The 15,372-nt window shown below is 62.9% G+C and carries 16 protein-coding genes; 12 read left to right on the forward strand and 4 right to left on the reverse strand.

Annotation, left to right across the window (positions count from 1 at the left end; genetic code table 11):
• Positions 1-3 precede the first annotated feature (3 nt).
• From fdxH to BI344_RS11545, 7 genes are all read left to right on the forward strand, one after another.
• On the forward strand, positions 4-882 hold the full coding sequence (fdxH, locus tag BI344_RS11515; protein WP_071113094.1) for a formate dehydrogenase subunit beta: 879 nt from the start codon (positions 4-6) through the stop codon (positions 880-882).
• Entirely contained in the window at positions 879-1,496 is a 618-nt protein-coding gene (locus tag BI344_RS11520; protein ID WP_071113095.1) for a formate dehydrogenase subunit gamma, read from the forward strand. The genes fdxH and BI344_RS11520 overlap by 4 nt, the downstream gene beginning before the upstream one ends.
• 25 nt (positions 1,497-1,521) lie before the next feature.
• Positions 1,522-2,412 carry a formate dehydrogenase accessory protein FdhE domain-containing protein gene (gene fdhE / locus BI344_RS11525; RefSeq protein ID WP_071113096.1) on the forward strand — a complete coding sequence of 297 codons (891 nt, stop codon included), beginning with the start codon at positions 1,522-1,524 and terminating at the stop codon, positions 2,410-2,412.
• Positions 2,413-2,512: 100 nt separating this feature from the next.
• Positions 2,513-3,232, forward strand: a complete 720-nt coding sequence (rstA, locus tag BI344_RS11530; protein WP_071113097.1) for a two-component system response regulator RstA — start codon at positions 2,513-2,515, stop codon at positions 3,230-3,232.
• Positions 3,233-3,238: 6 nt separating this feature from the next.
• Complete coding sequence (gene rstB, locus BI344_RS11535) at positions 3,239-4,513, forward strand: two-component system sensor histidine kinase RstB (protein WP_071113098.1); 1,275 nt, start codon at positions 3,239-3,241, stop codon at positions 4,511-4,513.
• A gap of 133 nt (positions 4,514-4,646) precedes the next feature.
• Positions 4,647-5,579 carry a hypothetical protein gene (locus tag BI344_RS11540; RefSeq protein WP_071113099.1) on the forward strand — a complete coding sequence of 311 codons (933 nt, stop codon included), beginning with the start codon at positions 4,647-4,649 and terminating at the stop codon, positions 5,577-5,579.
• Positions 5,580-5,667: 88 nt separating this feature from the next.
• Positions 5,668-6,486, forward strand: a complete 819-nt coding sequence (locus BI344_RS11545) for a trypsin-like serine peptidase (RefSeq protein WP_071113100.1) — start codon at positions 5,668-5,670, stop codon at positions 6,484-6,486.
• A 48-nt stretch (positions 6,487-6,534) separates the two neighbouring features.
• On the opposite strand, the gene rph is transcribed toward BI344_RS11545, so the two are convergent.
• The 3 genes from rph to BI344_RS11560 form a co-directional block, all read right to left on the reverse strand.
• Entirely contained in the window at positions 6,535-7,251 is a 717-nt protein-coding gene (gene rph, locus BI344_RS11550) for a ribonuclease PH (protein WP_071113101.1), read from the reverse strand.
• A gap of 64 nt (positions 7,252-7,315) precedes the next feature.
• Entirely contained in the window at positions 7,316-8,194 is an 879-nt protein-coding gene (locus BI344_RS11555; RefSeq protein WP_071113102.1) for a PP2C family protein-serine/threonine phosphatase, read from the reverse strand.
• Complete coding sequence (locus tag BI344_RS11560; RefSeq protein WP_071113103.1) at positions 8,191-9,162, reverse strand: serine/threonine protein kinase; 972 nt, start codon at positions 9,160-9,162, stop codon at positions 8,191-8,193. The genes BI344_RS11555 and BI344_RS11560 overlap by 4 nt, the downstream gene beginning before the upstream one ends.
• Positions 9,163-9,261: 99 nt before the next feature.
• Here BI344_RS11560 and BI344_RS11565 point away from each other — a divergent pair, with 99 nt between their 5' ends.
• The 5 genes from BI344_RS11565 (at position 9,262) to BI344_RS11590 (ending at position 14,368) form a co-directional block, all read left to right on the forward strand.
• Complete coding sequence (locus tag BI344_RS11565) at positions 9,262-10,128, forward strand: YicC/YloC family endoribonuclease (RefSeq protein WP_071113104.1); 867 nt, start codon at positions 9,262-9,264, stop codon at positions 10,126-10,128.
• Positions 10,129-10,362: 234 nt separating this feature from the next.
• Positions 10,363-11,643, forward strand: coding sequence for a tyrosine-type recombinase/integrase (locus BI344_RS11570; protein ID WP_241499318.1), 1,281 nt, complete (start codon positions 10,363-10,365; stop codon positions 11,641-11,643).
• Between the two features lie 101 nt (positions 11,644-11,744).
• Positions 11,745-12,038: a transposase gene (locus BI344_RS11575; protein ID WP_046158739.1), complete on the forward strand. Its 294-nt coding sequence runs from the start codon at positions 11,745-11,747 to the stop codon at positions 12,036-12,038.
• On the forward strand, positions 12,035-12,904 hold the full coding sequence (locus BI344_RS11580; RefSeq protein WP_071113106.1) for an IS3 family transposase: 870 nt from the start codon (positions 12,035-12,037) through the stop codon (positions 12,902-12,904). The genes BI344_RS11575 and BI344_RS11580 overlap by 4 nt, the downstream gene beginning before the upstream one ends.
• A gap of 1,194 nt (positions 12,905-14,098) precedes the next feature.
• A complete protein-coding gene (locus BI344_RS11590) occupies positions 14,099-14,368 on the forward strand; it encodes an HU family DNA-binding protein (RefSeq protein ID WP_071113108.1) in 270 nt (89 codons plus the stop codon).
• Between the two features lie 66 nt (positions 14,369-14,434).
• Here BI344_RS11590 and BI344_RS11595 read toward each other — a convergent pair whose 3' ends face one another.
• A complete protein-coding gene (locus BI344_RS11595; RefSeq protein WP_071113109.1) occupies positions 14,435-15,301 on the reverse strand; it encodes an NAD(P)-dependent oxidoreductase in 867 nt (288 codons plus the stop codon).
• Positions 15,302-15,372 lie beyond the last annotated feature (71 nt).

Raw genomic sequence — 15,372 nt, forward strand, 5'->3', positions numbered from 1 at the left:
GCCATGCCATTGCAATCGCTGGACATCCACCGCCGCTCCGCCAGCCCCACCGAGAGCCCCAAGGCGCGGCAGACCCTGGAAGTGGCCAAGCTGATCGACGTGACGACCTGCATAGGCTGCAAGGCCTGCCAGGTGGCCTGTTCCGAGTGGAACGACATCCGCGAGGAGGTGGGCCACAACGTCGGCGTCTACGACAATCCCGTCGACCTGTCCGCCAAGGCGTGGACGGTGATGCGCTTCGCCGAGGAGGAAAGCAACGGCAAGCTGGAGTGGCTGATCCGCAAGGACGGCTGCATGCACTGCGCCGACCCCGGCTGCCTGAAGGCCTGCCCGTCGCCCGGCGCCATCGTGCAGTACAGCAACGGCATCGTCGATTTCCACCAGGAAAACTGCATAGGCTGCGGCTATTGCATCGCCGGCTGTCCGTTCGACATTCCACGCATCAGCAAGGAAGACAACAAAGCCTACAAGTGCACGCTGTGCTCCGACCGCGTCGCCGTCGGCCTGGAGCCGGCCTGCGTCAAGACCTGTCCCACCGGCGCCATCCAGTTCGGCTCCAAGGAAGACATGAAGGAAGTGGCCGAGGAGAGGATCGTCGACCTCAGGCAGCGCGGCTACCACAATGCCGGCCTGTACGACCCGCAAGGCGTCGGCGGCACCCACGTGATGTACGTGCTGCACCACGCCGACAAACCGGAACAGTATTCCGGCCTGCCCAAAGACCCGGCGATCAGCCCCACCGTGCAGCTGTGGAAGGGCTGGCTCAAGCCGCTGGCCACCCTGGGCATCGCCGCCGCCGGCCTGTTCGGCTTCCTGCACTACCTCAGCGTCGGCCCCAACCGCGCCGATGAAGAAGAAGATCATCCGGAGGATAAGTCATGAAAGAACAGCTGATTCAACGCTACAATGTCGCCGAGCGCATCAATCACTGGATAGTCGCCGCCTGCTTCATCCTGCTGACCCTCTCCGGCCTGGGCTTGTTCTATCCGGGCTTCTTCTGGCTGACCGGCGTGTTCGGCACGCCGCAGCTGGCGCGGATGATCCATCCCTTCGTCGGGGTGCTGATGTTCCTGGGCTTTTTCCGCCAATTCTTCCGCTACTGGCGCCACAACCTGTTCAACGGCGAGGACCTCAAATGGCTGCGGGCGGTGAAAAGCGTGCTCAAGGGCCGCGAGGTGGGCGAAACCGGCAAGTACAACGCCGGCCAGAAGGCAATGTTCTGGATCATGACGCTGTGCGTGGCCACCATGCTGATCACCGGCGTCATCGCCTGGCGGCCCTATTTCGCCGGCTATTTCCCCATCCCGCTGATCCGGATCGCGCTGCTGCTGCACGCCTGCGCCGCCACCTTGCTGATCGCCAGCATCATCGTCCACATCTACGCCGCGCTGTGGGTGAAGGGCACCATACGCGCAATGGTGGAGGGCATGGTCACCCATGCCTGGGCGAAAAAACACCATCCCGGCTGGTACAAGCAGATGATGGGCCGCAAATGAAATCCTTCTTCCGCCCATCCACCACATGAACCACAGCCAACCGATGCTGCCGGCGGCGGAAATCCAGGCCGACCACGCTCCCCTGCTCCACCCGGACATCCTGCGGCCCGCCGCCGACATCTTCTCCCGCCGCGCCGACCGCCTGCGGCAACTGGCGGAAGGCCACGCCATGGCCGACTTCCTGCGGCTGTGCGCCGCGGTCTGCCATCAGCAACAGGCGCTGCACGACGCCTCCCGGCTAGATCCGCATTCGGCCATGCTGCGGCTGTCCCAGTCGCTTGGCCTGCAGCTGCCAGCGCCGGTGCAGTCCGCGCTGACCGCGGTGCTGGCGCTGGAAACCGTCGCGCTCAGCCGGCTGGCGGAGAATCTGCTCAATGGCGATTATCCGGCGGACGGCCCCTTGTTCGCCGCGCTGCCGCTGCTGGGCGCCGCGCTGCAGGCGCAGGCCACCCGCAGCATCCGCCAGCGGCCGCTGCCCGCGCCGCAAAGCCAGGGCGCGCGTTGCCCATGCTGCGGCGGCCTGCCGCTGGCCTCGCTGCTGCAGCGCGGCGACAGCGGCCACGCCCAGCGCTACGTGGTCTGTTCGATGTGCAGCCACGCCTGGCCGGTGGGCCGGGTGCGCTGTCTGTCCTGCGGCAACAGCCGCGACCTCCTCTACTACTCGTTGGCGGCGCAGGACCGCGCCCCCGCCGAACCCGACCATCAGCAGCCGCACCAGGCGCGCGGCGCGCGGGAAGTGGAGGCCTGCGGCGAGTGCCATGGCGCGCTCAAGCAGATATCGCAGCTATTGGACGCCGGCGCGGAGGCCGGCGCCGACGACTTGGCCAGCCTGGCGCTGGACCTGCTGGCCGGCGAAGCCGGCTTCGCGCGCATCGGCTTCAATCCGCTGTTCCTGCCCGGCCGCGCCCCAGGCTAAGCCGCTTGCCGATCCACAGCGTGGGCCGCCGCACTTGAGCCGCGGCCTTGGGCGCGAGATACTTGCCGGCAAACCGGTAATCAATCGCATGGACCCACGCATGACCCACCGCATCGTATTTGTAGAAGACGACGCCGATCTGGCGGAACTGATCAGCGACTTCCTGTCGCGCCATGAAATGGAAGTGGTGGTGGAGCCGCGCGGCGACGCCGCGCTGGACACCATCGCCCGCGAGGCGCCGGACATGGTGCTGCTGGACATCATGCTGCCCGGCAAGGACGGCCTGTCGATCTGCCGCGAGCTACGGCCCAAGTTCGACGGCCCCATCATCATGCTGACCTCGCTGGACAGCGACATGAACCAGATCCTGGGGCTGGAGCTGGGCGCCAACGATTACATCCTGAAGACCACCCCGCCGTCGGTGCTGGTGGCGCGGCTGCGGGCCCAGCTGCGCAATCTGCGCCCGGCGCAGCCGGCGGCGGACGCCCAGCAGGCCTCCAAGGCTTCGCGCAAGGCGGTGTTCGGCCAGTTGTCGATAGACCCGGTCAGCCGCGACGTGGTGCTGGAAGGCGAAAAGATTCCCCTGTCGACCTCCGATTTCGACCTGCTGTGGCTCTTGGCCAGCCACGCCGGCGAGACGCTGAACCGCGACGTGCTGCTGAAGGAAATGCGCGGCGTCAGCTACGACGGCCTGGACCGCAGCATAGACGTGGCGATCTCGCGGCTGCGCAAAAAGCTGGGCGACAACCCCAGTGAACCGTTCCGCATCAAGACCGTGCGCAACCGCGGCTATCTGTTCTCGCTGTCCGGCTGGGAGTAAGCGCGGATGCGCCGTCTTTTCATCCAGTTCTACCTGCTGCTGATGTCCTGTTTCCTGGTGGCGGTGATCATGGTGGGCGTGGTCTACAAGCAGGCGGTGGACGACGTCGGCGAACGCTATCTGGCCGACCTGCTGCGCACCACGCTGTCGCTGATCGAGGCCGATCTGCGCGGCGTGCCGGAGGACCGCTGGAGCGAGACGCTGGCCAACGCCGACTACGGCTTCACTTTCCGCGTCAAAGTGGAAAAGATGAGCAACTACATCCTGGACGACGAATCGCGCCAGGCGCTGGACCGCGGCGAGATCGTGATGCTGGAGGACAAGTACCTGTTCCTGCAGAAGCTGCAGGACAGCAACTACCTGCTGGTGGCCGGCCCGCTACGCTACCTGTTCTTCCTTCACCGGCTGAAGTGGTTCGACTATGCGCTGCTGGGCCTGCTGGGCCTGTCGCTGGCCATACCGGTGTTCCTGTGGATGCGGCCGCACTGGCGCGACCTAGTGGCGCTGGAGCGCGGCGCAGGCCGGCTGGCCAACGGCGACCTCAGCGCCCGCGTCAACCTGCCGCCGCACTCCGGCGTCCACCATCTGGGCGTAGCCTTCAACCACATGGCGGACAACATCTCCATCCTGCTCAACAGCAAGAAGACGCTGACCAATGCCGTGGCGCACGAGCTGCGCACGCCGCTGGCGCGCCTGCGCTACCGAATGGCGCTGCTGGACGGCGATGAGGAGTCGCCGGAGCGCCAGGCGATAGAGCGCGACCTCACCGCCATCGACAAACTGGTGGAAGAGCTGCTGTTCCACGCCAAGCTGGACCGACCCGAAGCGCCGCTCAGGCTGGCCAGCTTCAACGCGATACCGTGGGCGCTGGACCGCATCGCCGGCCAGGCTGCGCTGGCGCAAGAAATCCACTGGATAGAACCGGTGGGCGGAGCGCTGGAAATCATAGCCGACGAGCACCTGATCACCCGCGCGCTGGACAATCTGCTATCCAACGCCCGCCGCCACGCCAACTCCATCGTCGCCACCCATATCCTGATCGACAAGCAGGACTACTGCATCATCGTCGACGACGACGGCCCCGGCATTCCGGAGGAAGACCGCGATCGGGTATTCGACCCCTTCGTGCGGCTGGACGAGAGCCGCGGCCGCAAGACCGGCGGCCACGGGCTGGGCCTGGCCATCGTCGCCGGCATTGCCCGCGCCCACGGCGGCAGCGTCAAAGTGGAGAGCTCGCCAATGGGCGGCGCGCGCTTCCTGCTGCGTTGGCCAACAGCCTGATGTACATTTTGTAACATTGAGATACATGCCTCCCCTAGACGCTCCCCCCTTGCCACCGATAGCATCACGGCCTGAATTAGGACTTTTACGGGTCCGTTTCACCCCAATCGAAAGAAACTTAGGAGTTTCGTAAATGAAAAAGCTGGCTCTGCTCGCCCTGACCGCTGCTTTCAGCCTGGTATCCGCCAACGGTTTCGCCGCTGAAAAAGCTGCTGCTTCCGCTCCGGCCATCCACAAGGCCAAAAAAGTTGAAAAGAAAAAAGTAGCTTCCGCTGCTCAAAAAGCTCAAGCCGCCAAGGCCGACGCTTCCGCTCCGGCTAAAAAAGCTGCCAAAAAGCACGCTAAAAAGCACGTAGCCAAGAAAGACGCTTCCGCTGCTCAAAAAGCCCAAGCCGCCAAGGCCGACGCTTCCGCTCCGAAAGCCAAGAAGGCTCACAAGCACGCCGCTAAAAAGCACGCCGTGAAGAAAGAAGCTTCCGCTGCTCAGAAAGCTCAAGCCGCCAAGGCCGACGCTTCCGCTCCGAAGGCTAAAAAAGCCAAGAAGCACGCAGCCAAGAAAGAAGCTTCCGCTCAGAAAGCCCAAGCCGCCAAGGCCGACGCTTCCGCTCCGGTAGCCAAGAAGGCTCACAAGCACCACGCTAAAAAGCACGCTGCCAAGAAAGAAGCTTCCGCTGCTCAGAAAGCTCAAGCCGCCAAGGCCGACGCTTCCGCTCCGAAGGCTAAAAAAGCCAAGAAGCACGTAGCCAAGAAAGAAGCTTCCGCTCAGAAAGCTCAAGCCGCCAAGGCCGACGCTTCCGCTCCGGTAGCCAAGAAGGCTCACAAGCACCACGCTAAAAAGCACGCTGCGAAGAAAGAAGCTTCCGCTGCTCAAAAAGCCCAAGCCGCCAAGGCCGACGCTTCCGCTCCGGCTAAAAAAGCTGCCCACAAGCACGCTAAAAAGCACGTAGCCAAGAAAGAAGCTTCCGCTGCTCAGAAAGCCCAAGCAGCCAAGAAAGACGCTTCCGCTCCGGCCAAGAAAGCTAAAAAGCACGCTGGCAAGAAAGCCGCTGCTTCCGCCGCCAAGTAATTCAGGCGCGGACGCCGCGGCTTACTAGCTGCGGCATTGTATTGCACGGGGCGCTATGCGCCCCGTTTTCATTGCCAGGTGCCATCCGATGAAGCTGCCACGCATTGCCCTCTGTCTTGCCCTGCTGTCCACCCTCGCCCATGCAGCCCCCCTCAGCAAGGAACACCGCATCCTGTTCTTCGGCAAGGACGACCGGGTGCTGGAACGCCCCGACCACATGCCGTGGCAGACCGTCGGCCAGCTGGAAACCCGCTCCCAGACCATCTGCACCGGCACCCTGGTGGCGCCCGACGTGGTGCTGACCGCCGGCCACTGCTTCGTCGATGAAAAAGGCCGCTTCGACCCCGCCGTCAGCTTCACCGTTGGACTGTGGGGCAATGAATACCAGGCGCTCAGCCGGGTCAAGGAAGTCCAGGTGGACAAGGCCTTCCTGAAAGGACTGATCCATAAGCGCGACGGACTGTACATCCCGCCGCGCATCGCGCCGCGCGACTTCGCCTTCGTCCGGCTGGCCACGCCGCTGGGCAACCGTCAGGGCACCATTCCCGTATTCTCCGGCGACCGCGCGCAACTGGGCCAGTTGCTGGCCCGGCAGAACTGGACCGTCACCCAGGGCGGCTACCCGGTGGACGACCAGCGCCACCTGCGCGTGCACCACGCTTGCAAAGCCACCAAGCTGCGCGACGACGGCCGCCTGACCCACCGCTGCGACACGCTGGAAGGCAATAGCGGCTCGCCGATCTTCATCATCGACGCCAAGGGCCAAGCCACCATCGTCGCGGTGCAAAGTTCGGCGCCGCCGGCGGCGCGCCGCAAGCAGGAAGACAATATGAGCGTGTCCGCGCCCATGTTCCGCCAGGCCTTGCAGGCCTTCATCGCCAAGTCCGGCAAACCTGCCAGGAAATGAAAAAGCCGCCCGATGGGCGGCTTTGTTTCATGCGTCGAGCAGGCGGCGTCAGCCCGCCAGCGCCTGGCGCTGCAGCTGCAACAGCTCACCTATGCCCTTGCGCGCCAGCGCCAGCATCGCCAGCATCTCCTCTTCGCTGAACGGCTCGCCCTCGGCGGTGCCCTGCACCTCGACAAAACGGCCGCTGCCGGTCATCACCACGTTCATGTCGGTTTCGCAGGCGGAATCTTCCGGATAATCCAGATCCAGCACCGGCTGGCCCTGATAAATGCCGACGGAAATCGCCGCCACCTGGTCGCGCAGCGGGCTGGCGTCCAGCTTGCCGGCGCGGATCAGGCCTGCGATGGCGTCGGCCAGCGCCACGTAAGCGCCGGTGATGCTGGCGGTGCGGGTGCCGCCATCGGCCTGGATCACGTCGCAGTCGATGACGATCTGGCGCTCTCCCAGCTTGGCCAGATCTATCACCGCGCGCAGCGAGCGGCCGATCAGGCGCTGGATTTCCTGGGTGCGGCCGGACTGCTTGCCGGCCGCCGACTCGCGGCGCATGCGGCTACCGGTCGAGCGCGGCAACATGCCGTATTCCGCCGTCACCCAGCCCTGGCCCTTGCCCTTGAGGAAGGACGGAACCGTCTCCTCCACGCTGGCGGTGCAGATCACCTTGGTGTCGCCAAACTCCACCAGCACCGAGCCTTCGGCATGCTTGGTGTAGCCACGGGTCAGACGCACGACGCGCATCGCGTCGGGATTACGTTGGGAAGGTCGCATGATGGCCTTGGGGAAAATGTGGGAATGGCGGCGATTATACCAGCCCGCCGCGACGGCGCCGGCCTCAGCTGCCCTTGCTCACCTGGCTGGCCAGGATTTCCTGGTGCATGGTCTCCAGATTGGACTCCAGGATCAAGCGCCCGCCCTTCTGCGGCGGCGTCTTCTCGGTGTCCAGCGCATCGCCGCGCTCGCCCAGTTCCACCCCGTCGTCCAGCAGCGTGACCGCCACCGCCGACAGATTGTCGCCGCCGGCCCCGGCGCGGCGCTCGGCCACATTGATCAGCGCCGGCAGCACCTGGTTGACGTGGCGGCCGGCAAACACCTTCTCCATCTCGTCGTCCTGCACCTGCGACCACAAGCCATCGGTGCACAGCACGATGGAACAGCCCGGCCCGACCTCCTGCCGATCGCCGATATCGATTTCCGGGTCGCTGGAGGCGCCCAGGCAGTTGTAGATCTTGTTGCGCTCCGGGTGGGTCTTGGCCGCCTCCTCGTTCAACAGGCCCTGGTCTATCAGCCGCTGCACCTGAGAATGGTCGCGCGAGCGCAAACGCAAGCCCTTCTGGTCCAGCAGATACAGGCGCGAATCGCCAACATGGCACCAGTACAGATAGCCCTGCTGGATGATGGCCACCACCACCGTGGTGCTGGGCACATCCGGCAGCCGGTGATCGGTGGCATATTCCAGGATTACCTGGTGCACCGAACTGATGACGTTGACCAGAAAGCGGTTGGGATGGCTGAGCACCGGAGTGGCCTGCTGGTAGAACAGCTCGCTGAGCAGATCCACCGTAATCTGCGCCGCCACTTCGCCGCGCATATGACCGCCCATGCCATCGGCCACCACCAGCATCACCGCCTCGCTCGAATGAGCCACCGTCAACCTGTCCTGGTTATAGCTGCGGCCGCCCACCCTGCTTTCCTGGAAGATCGACAATTTCATTCCGTCCCCTCTCGATGGCGGCCGCCAGCCAGACCCTTGATCCAGCCAACCAGCCGGTTGCCCTCTGCCGATTGCGGCTCGGGGCTGCTGTATTCGGTTTCCAGCAGCCGCTTCTGCACTTCCATCACCGTCGTTGGCCGCGCCTCCGGTTCCAGCGCCAGACAGCGGTCGCACAGCTCGGTCAATTCGCGCGAGTAAAGATGGCGGAACAGCTTGCCGGCCGGCACCAGCAAATCCTGCTCCCGCCTCTCCCTGGCATTCTGCGGCGTCTGCCCGCCCATGCAGACATACAGGCAGGCGCCGATCGCGTAAATGTCGGTCCACGGCCCCAGCGGCTGATCTTTCTCGTATTGCTCCGGCGCCGCGAAACCCGGCGTGTACATGGCGGCGAAATCCTTGTCGCGCCGCAACAGGGTCTGGCGGGCCGCGCCGAAATCCAGCAGCAGCGGCACGCCGTTGCGCCGCAGGTAGATGTTGGCCGGCTTGATGTCCAGGTGCAGCAGGCGCTGGCTGTGCACCTCGCGCAGACCGGAGAGCAGCGCGGCAAACCATTTGCGGATCAGCCTCTCCTCCATCTTGCCGCCCGCCAGCTCCAGCTCGCGCCCCAGCGAGCGGCCGTCGGCATACTCCATCACCATGTACACTGTCTGGTTGGCGCGGAAGAAATTGCTCACCCTCACCACGGTGGGGTGGGCAATGCCGGACAACACCCGGCCCTCCTCGAAAAAGCATTTCAGGCCCAGATTGAAGGCATCCCGGTCCATCTCATGCGGCACCGTCACCTCGCCATCGTGGTTGCGCTCGGCCAGGTTGCGCGGCAAATACTCCTTGATGGCGAACTTGTGATCGCCATCATCCAACGCCAGATAGACAACACTGAAGCCGCCAACCGACAGTTGGCGCACGATTGTGTACTCGGCGAGCCTGTAACCCGCCGATAGCGCGGTTTGCTTGCTGGATTGAGTCATCGGATGGCAGTTGTTATAGTGTCCACTGGCCCTGAATTGAGCTTAGCAAAGCAATTCGGGCCCGGCATTTGCAATTTGGACAGATATCAGGAGCCCCGCATGATACTAAGCATGACCGGCTTTGCCGCCGCTACCCGGGAATTCCCTGGCGGCATGTTGAGCCTTGAAGTTCGCGCAGTCAATCACCGTTACCTTGACGTGCAGATGCGCCTGCCGGAGGAGCTGCGCATCATCGAACCGCAATTGCGCGAGCAGATAGCCGCCCGCGTCACCCGCGGCAAACTGGAATGCCGCGTCGGCCTCAACCAGGTGGACAGCGCCGCCCCCACCCTTGAGCTGAACCAGGCCTTCCTTACCCGCCTGCTGGAAGTATCCGGCGAGATCCAGCGGCAAACCGGCGACAGCAAGGGCCTGTCGGTAGGCGAGCTGATGCGCTGGCCCGGCGTGCTGCGCAGCAACGAGTTGGCGCCCGAGGTGCTGCAGCAGCTGTGCCTGGACGCGCTGCAAACCGCGCTGGCCGACTTCAACGCCTCCCGCGGCCGCGAAGGCGAAAAGCTGAAGGCCGTGCTGATCGAGCGCATCGAGTCGATGGAAGCCATCGTCGCCGCGATCAAGCCCAAGCTGCCTCAGATCCTGGAAAACTACATGGCCAAGCTGTCCGGCCGCCTGCAAGAGGCGCTGGGCAGCGTGGATGAAGACCGGCTGAAGCAGGAGTTCGCGCTGTTCGCACAGAAGATAGACGTGGACGAGGAACTGTCGCGCCTCACCACCCACCTGACCGAAGTGCGCCGCATCCTGAAATCCGGTGGCCAGTCCGGCAAGCGGCTGGACTTCCTGATGCAGGAACTGAACCGCGAAGCCAACACCCTAGGCTCCAAATCGGTATCCACCGACACCACCCAGGCCTCGGTGGAGCTGAAAGTTCTGATCGAACAAATGCGCGAGCAAATTCAAAACATCGAGTAAGCTTTCACGACGCGCCACGGCGTGTCATCGAAACCACAAAAGCCCCGCCAGTCGGGGCTTTATTCATTGCAAGTTGTGTCATGGAGTGTCAACAAAGCGCATACTTTCCGTGTACCCCTGGGTGTACACCCTGACATTTTGCATAGAAGTTAGGAGTACACGCCGCTATTCGCTGTTCAGAATTTTCCTGATCCAGCAGCGGCGCGGACTTGAGGGGTCTACTCAGTATTCGAGGTGTGGACATTGGGCAAGCTGACCGACATGCAAATCCGGGCCTGGATCAAAGCAGACGAACGTTTTGAAGGCCGTGCAGATGGAGATGGCCTCTATCTGATATTCCGCGAGAACTACGGCGTGCCGGTCTGGCGCTATCGCTACAAGTTCGCAGGGAAACCACGCGTCATCGTCTTGGGCACCTACTCGGAACTGTCCCTGGCCAAAGCACGGGAAGCCGCTCGTGAAATGGCCGCCCGCGTGGCGCTGGGCTACGACGTGGCCGGCGAGAAGCAGGAACGCAAGGCCGCGGCGCTGGCCAAGATCGAGGAAGAGAAGAACGCCATCACCATGCTGGTTCTGGCCAACGAGTACTACGAGCGGATGATTCTGGGCCGCTGGAAGCACCCGGACATCGTGCGGCGCCGGATCGACAAGGACATCGGCCCCATGCTGGGCAAGATGAAGGTGAAGGACATCAAGCCCCGCCACATCGACGACATGCTCCAATCCATCGTCAAGCGCGGCGCGCCCACCATCGCCAACGACGTGCTGCGCTGGACCCGCCGCATGTTCGACTACGCCATCAAGCGCCACATCATCGAGATCAACCCGGCCAGCGCCTTCGACCTGGGCGACGCCGGCGGCAAGGAAGAGTCGCGCGACCGCGCCTTGAGCCGCGACGAGCTGGCCAAGCTGTTCCAGGCCATGAAGCTGGCCCGCGGCTTCAGCGTGGAGAACGACCTCTCCATCCGCCTGCTGTTGCTGCTGTGCGTCCGCAAGATGGAGCTGTGCGCCGCGCGCAAAGAAGAGTTCGACTTGCCGGCCAGCGTCTGGCACCTGCCAGGCGAGCGCAGCAAGACCGGCAAGCCTATCGACATCCCCCTGCCCGTCCTGGCCGTGGAATGGCTGCAGCAGCTGTTTGACTTGGCCGGCCCCAGCGCCTGGGTGTTGCCGGCCCGCAAGATGCAACACCGCATGGTGCCGCACATCCACGAAGGCACCATCGGCACCGCCCTGGGCAAGGTCAAGCCACACATGCCGGACGTGGCGGACTTCACCATCCACGATCTACGCCGCACGGCCCGCACTCACCTGGCTGAACTGGGAATAGATCCCGTTGTTGCCGAGCGCTGCCTGAATCACAAGATTGGCGGGGTGGAGGGCATCTACAACCGGCACGACTATTTCAATGAGCGCCGCGACGCCCTGAACAAGTGGGCCGGGCTGCTCGATGCCCTGGACAAGGGCGAGGCCTACAACGTGACGCCGATTACCAAGGGCCGGAAGAAAACGGCCTGACACGGCGCTGTTGCATAAATCCTGGACAGGGCGAGTTGGTCTGTCCCGGCCCCCGTGGACACTAACTTAAGGTGAATAATCCCCACCAAGGAGCAGTGTTCATGACCAAGACCAGACGTACTTTCCCGGAGGCCCTCAAGCGCGAAGCGGTTGAGCAGGTACTTGCCGGCACCCCGTTACGGCATGTTGCCCAAGCCTTCGACATTACCGAGTCACTGCTGGGCAAGTGGAAGCGTCAACTCCAAGACGCAGGACCCGATGCCTTCCCCGGCCGAGGCAAACAGACCGGTGAAGCCGCCGAGCTCAAGCGACTGCGGGATGAACTGGCCCGCGTTACCATGGAGCGCGATGTCCTAAAAAAGGCGCTCGCCATCTTCTCGCAACCCACGAAGTGAAATTCCGCGCGATTCAGGCTCTGTCAGGCCGCTACCCGGTAGCCCCGATGTGCCAACTGTTTCGTGTGTCCCGCAGTGGCTACTATGCTTGGCTACACCGCCCCCCTTCGGCGCGAGAGATGGCGAACCGACAACTACTACGTGAAATCCGGCTGGTGCATGCCGAGGTCAAGGGTATTTATGGCCATCGGCGTATTCATGCCGAACTTCTTGCACAGGGCTTCGCCTGCGGGCGGCATCGCATCGCGGACTTGATGCGGCGAAACGGTATCAGGGTTAGAACTCGTAAACGTTGGCGATCCGTCAGTGGTGGTCCACACCTTCTACCCGTGGCGCCCAATCTGCTGCAGCGACAATTTGCTGCTGGTGGCGACATCAATCAGCGTTGGGTGTCGGACATGACCTACATTCGGACTGATGAAGGGTGGCTGTACTTGGCGGTGGTACTCGACTTGTACTCCCGGACGATAGTGGGCTGGGCAATGCATCATCGAATGCAGCAAGAGTTGGTGCATGCTGCCCTGACGATGGCAGTGGCGCGTCGCCAGCCTTCAGGAGAGGTAATTCTGCATTCGGACCGCGGGAGTCAGTACTGTGCCTTTGACTACCAGGCGCTGCTGAAGCGGCATGGGATGGTACCGAGCCACTCCCGCGCCGGGAACTGCTGGGATAATGCAGCGATGGAGAGCTTCTTCCGTTCACTGAAGTCGGAACGTGTTTATCTGACCCACTACCGGAGCTACGAGGAGGCGCGTACAGATGTGTTTGATTACATCCGTTTTTACAATCACCAACGACGTCATTCGACCCTGGGGTACCTGACCCCGGTTGAGTTCGAACGCCGCCGCTCAGAGCTTAGTGCTTAACCCTCTGTCCATGGAGAGTGGGACAGACCAAACAGAGCCCCGCAGCGGCACCGAAGGGCCTACTCAGTATTTGAGGGGCACAACATGGCCAAGCTGACCGACATGTGGAGTTGACCCAACTCCAACCGCTACAACCCATCGCCGTCCAGGCCGCTGCTAGACGTTGGGCGTCTGGTCTTCTCAGAGCAGTACGCGCGGGCGCTAAGGCGGCAGTTATTTTCTTCACGGACTAGCATTGTCAGTCCGGGGTCGCTTCACGGCCCCTTGTGCGGCGCAGAATCCCCGCGTTGATATGCTGAGCCAAGACACGGCGAGCATGGGACATGCTCTCAGGCTCAACGCCAACCGTCCTAATCAGGGCGCGCCACACCCCGTGTACAATCCGCCCCGTCATGAATGGATCGGCAAGACTCTGAAAAGACGGGTCGAGTACAAACACTTGCCCAGGCAGAACCGGCAATTCAAACCGGACAGGCGCACGCCCCTGGATCGACTTCATTTCGGACGGCTCTAGCGACAGCTCCACCTGCCAAAGCCCAGGCTCGGCACTTGGGGATCTCGATATCTCAAGCCACATAGCGCCTCTCCCATGAAAGACACCTCAGTTATAGCTGCCGGGCCAGGTGTCATTGCAGCTTTGCGAAGTTGAGGTGCAAGGGGCACTCGACCCCAGAGGCGGGCACCAAGTAGGTGGCAAACCCGAGCACTCCGTTTTGGCGTGTACCCATGGGTGTAGCCATAGGAAAAACGCGAGTAGCAACATCCTTTACTGGTAAGGCTTTGAAGCCTCTACTCAGTAAACAAATTCGCACATGTCACAGCGTGTCAGAAAATCCACAAAGCCCCGTTATACAAGGCTTGTTTCATGCCATGACGTGGCAACCATCATAAAATAGGAATGCCTACAGGAGCCGGGTCAGTCCAATTCTGCCGCATGCCGGCCATCAGCCCGATCGCGAAGCTCCAACGCCGGCAAACCGGCGCGCCCGGCCTCGACGGCCATCGCCAGAAGAAATCCGGTATTAATCACAGCCATATGGGATAATTCCGGCCCGTAAAGCGGCAATCTGCGGCGGAGCCACCACGGTCACGCGCATTGAATAGGCATTTATAAGCGAATTATGCTTTTTCACCTTTATCAGCGCTGCAAAATCGCAGAAAATGAGGTTTTACTCCTCGCGAAAGACGCACACCATGACAAAAGCCGAACTGATTGCCCTCCTCTCCGACAAGTCCGGCCTCAACAAAGCCGATGTACTGCGTGTATTGGGCGCTTTCGACGAAGTACTGCTGGACACCCTGGCCGGCAACGGCGAGCTAAGCATCGTTGCCGGCAAGTTCAAAGTTAAGGAAAGCGCAGCCCGCACCGGCCGCAATCCGAAAACCGGCGAAACCATCCAGATCGCCGCCAAGCGCAAAGTGGCTTTTGTCGCCAGCAAGCAGTTGAAAGACCGCATCGCCTAAATTCGCGCGGACTACCGACATGTGAAACGGGCCGGCGTCACGCCGGCCCGTTTTCACATTGCAGCTTCAGTTCTGCCGCCAGATCAGCCGGGCAATCGCCGATGAATCCAATTCGCCTTCGCCTTGCGCCACCAGCTGGTCTATCAGCTGCATGGTACGCTCGGCCGCCGGCAGGCTGATGCCCTGCTCCCGCGCCGTATCCATCACGATATGCATGTCCTTGGCGTGCAGCTTGGCCTTGAAGCCCGGCGCGTAATTGTCGTCTATCATTCGCTGGCCATGCACATCCAGCACTCGGCTCTGGCCGAATCCGCCCAGCAGCGCGGCGCGCACCGGGGCCGGGTCGACATCGCAGGCGCGCGCCAGCTTGACGATTTCCGCCACCGCCGCCACGCCCACCGCCACCGCGATCTGATTGCAGGCCTTGGCCACCTGGCCGGCTCCGCTAGCGCCGATATGGGTGATGGTCTGGCCCATCGCCATCAGCGCCGGGCGGGCTTTTTTCAGCGCATCGGCGTTGCCGCCCACCATGATGGTAAGCGTGCCGTTGACCGCGCCCACCTCGCCGCCGGAGACCGGGCAATCCAGAAACTCGACGCCATGCCCAGCCAACTGCGCGGCAATCCGGCGCGCGCCATTGGGCGCAATGGTGCTCATGTCCACACAAATCAGACCGCTGCGCGCGCCCTGCGCCGCGCCTTGTTCGCCCAGCAGCACGGCCTCGACATCGGCAGTATCCGATACATTGGTCACCAGCACCTCGACTTGGCCGGCAAGCGCAGCCGGACTTTCCGCCCAGTTGGCTCCCGCGTCCAGCAAGGCGGCCGCGCTCTCCGGGCGCCGCGCCCAGACGCTGACTCGATGCCCGGCCTTCAGCAGATTGAGGGCGCAGGGACGGCCCATGATGCCAAGGCCGATATATCCGATGTGCATGCCATTCTCCGATTGATGATCCGCAATCGGCTGAGCATAGGGGATTGCGCCGCGGTGCGCCAGAGGGGGAA

The organism is Chromobacterium sphagni (assembly GCF_001855555.1).
GTDB classification, from domain to species: domain Bacteria; phylum Pseudomonadota; class Gammaproteobacteria; order Burkholderiales; family Chromobacteriaceae; genus Chromobacterium; species Chromobacterium sphagni.

Excerpts from the sequence above, each read along its gene's own strand:
- BI344_RS11590 (WP_071113108.1), top strand. The coding sequence starts at position 14,099 with ATGACAAAAGCCGAACTGATTGCCCTCCTCTCCGACAAGTCCGGCCTC.
- BI344_RS11560 (WP_071113103.1), bottom strand. The coding sequence starts at position 9,162 with ATGACTCAATCCAGCAAGCAAACCGCGCTATCGGCGGGTTACAGGCTC.
- rstA (WP_071113097.1), top strand. The coding sequence starts at position 2,513 with ATGACCCACCGCATCGTATTTGTAGAAGACGACGCCGATCTGGCGGAA.
- rstB (WP_071113098.1), top strand. The coding sequence starts at position 3,239 with ATGCGCCGTCTTTTCATCCAGTTCTACCTGCTGCTGATGTCCTGTTTC.
- BI344_RS11565 (WP_071113104.1), top strand. The coding sequence starts at position 9,262 with ATGATACTAAGCATGACCGGCTTTGCCGCCGCTACCCGGGAATTCCCT.
- BI344_RS11540 (WP_071113099.1), top strand. The coding sequence starts at position 4,647 with ATGAAAAAGCTGGCTCTGCTCGCCCTGACCGCTGCTTTCAGCCTGGTA.
- fdxH (WP_071113094.1), top strand. The coding sequence starts at position 4 with ATGCCATTGCAATCGCTGGACATCCACCGCCGCTCCGCCAGCCCCACC.
- fdhE (WP_071113096.1), top strand. The coding sequence starts at position 1,522 with ATGAACCACAGCCAACCGATGCTGCCGGCGGCGGAAATCCAGGCCGAC.
- BI344_RS11595 (WP_071113109.1), bottom strand. The coding sequence starts at position 15,301 with ATGCACATCGGATATATCGGCCTTGGCATCATGGGCCGTCCCTGCGCC.
- BI344_RS11575 (WP_046158739.1), top strand. The coding sequence starts at position 11,745 with ATGACCAAGACCAGACGTACTTTCCCGGAGGCCCTCAAGCGCGAAGCG.
- rph (WP_071113101.1), bottom strand. The coding sequence starts at position 7,251 with ATGCGACCTTCCCAACGTAATCCCGACGCGATGCGCGTCGTGCGTCTG.
- BI344_RS11520 (WP_071113095.1), top strand. The coding sequence starts at position 879 with ATGAAAGAACAGCTGATTCAACGCTACAATGTCGCCGAGCGCATCAAT.
- BI344_RS11545 (WP_071113100.1), top strand. The coding sequence starts at position 5,668 with ATGAAGCTGCCACGCATTGCCCTCTGTCTTGCCCTGCTGTCCACCCTC.
- BI344_RS11555 (WP_071113102.1), bottom strand. The coding sequence starts at position 8,194 with ATGAAATTGTCGATCTTCCAGGAAAGCAGGGTGGGCGGCCGCAGCTAT.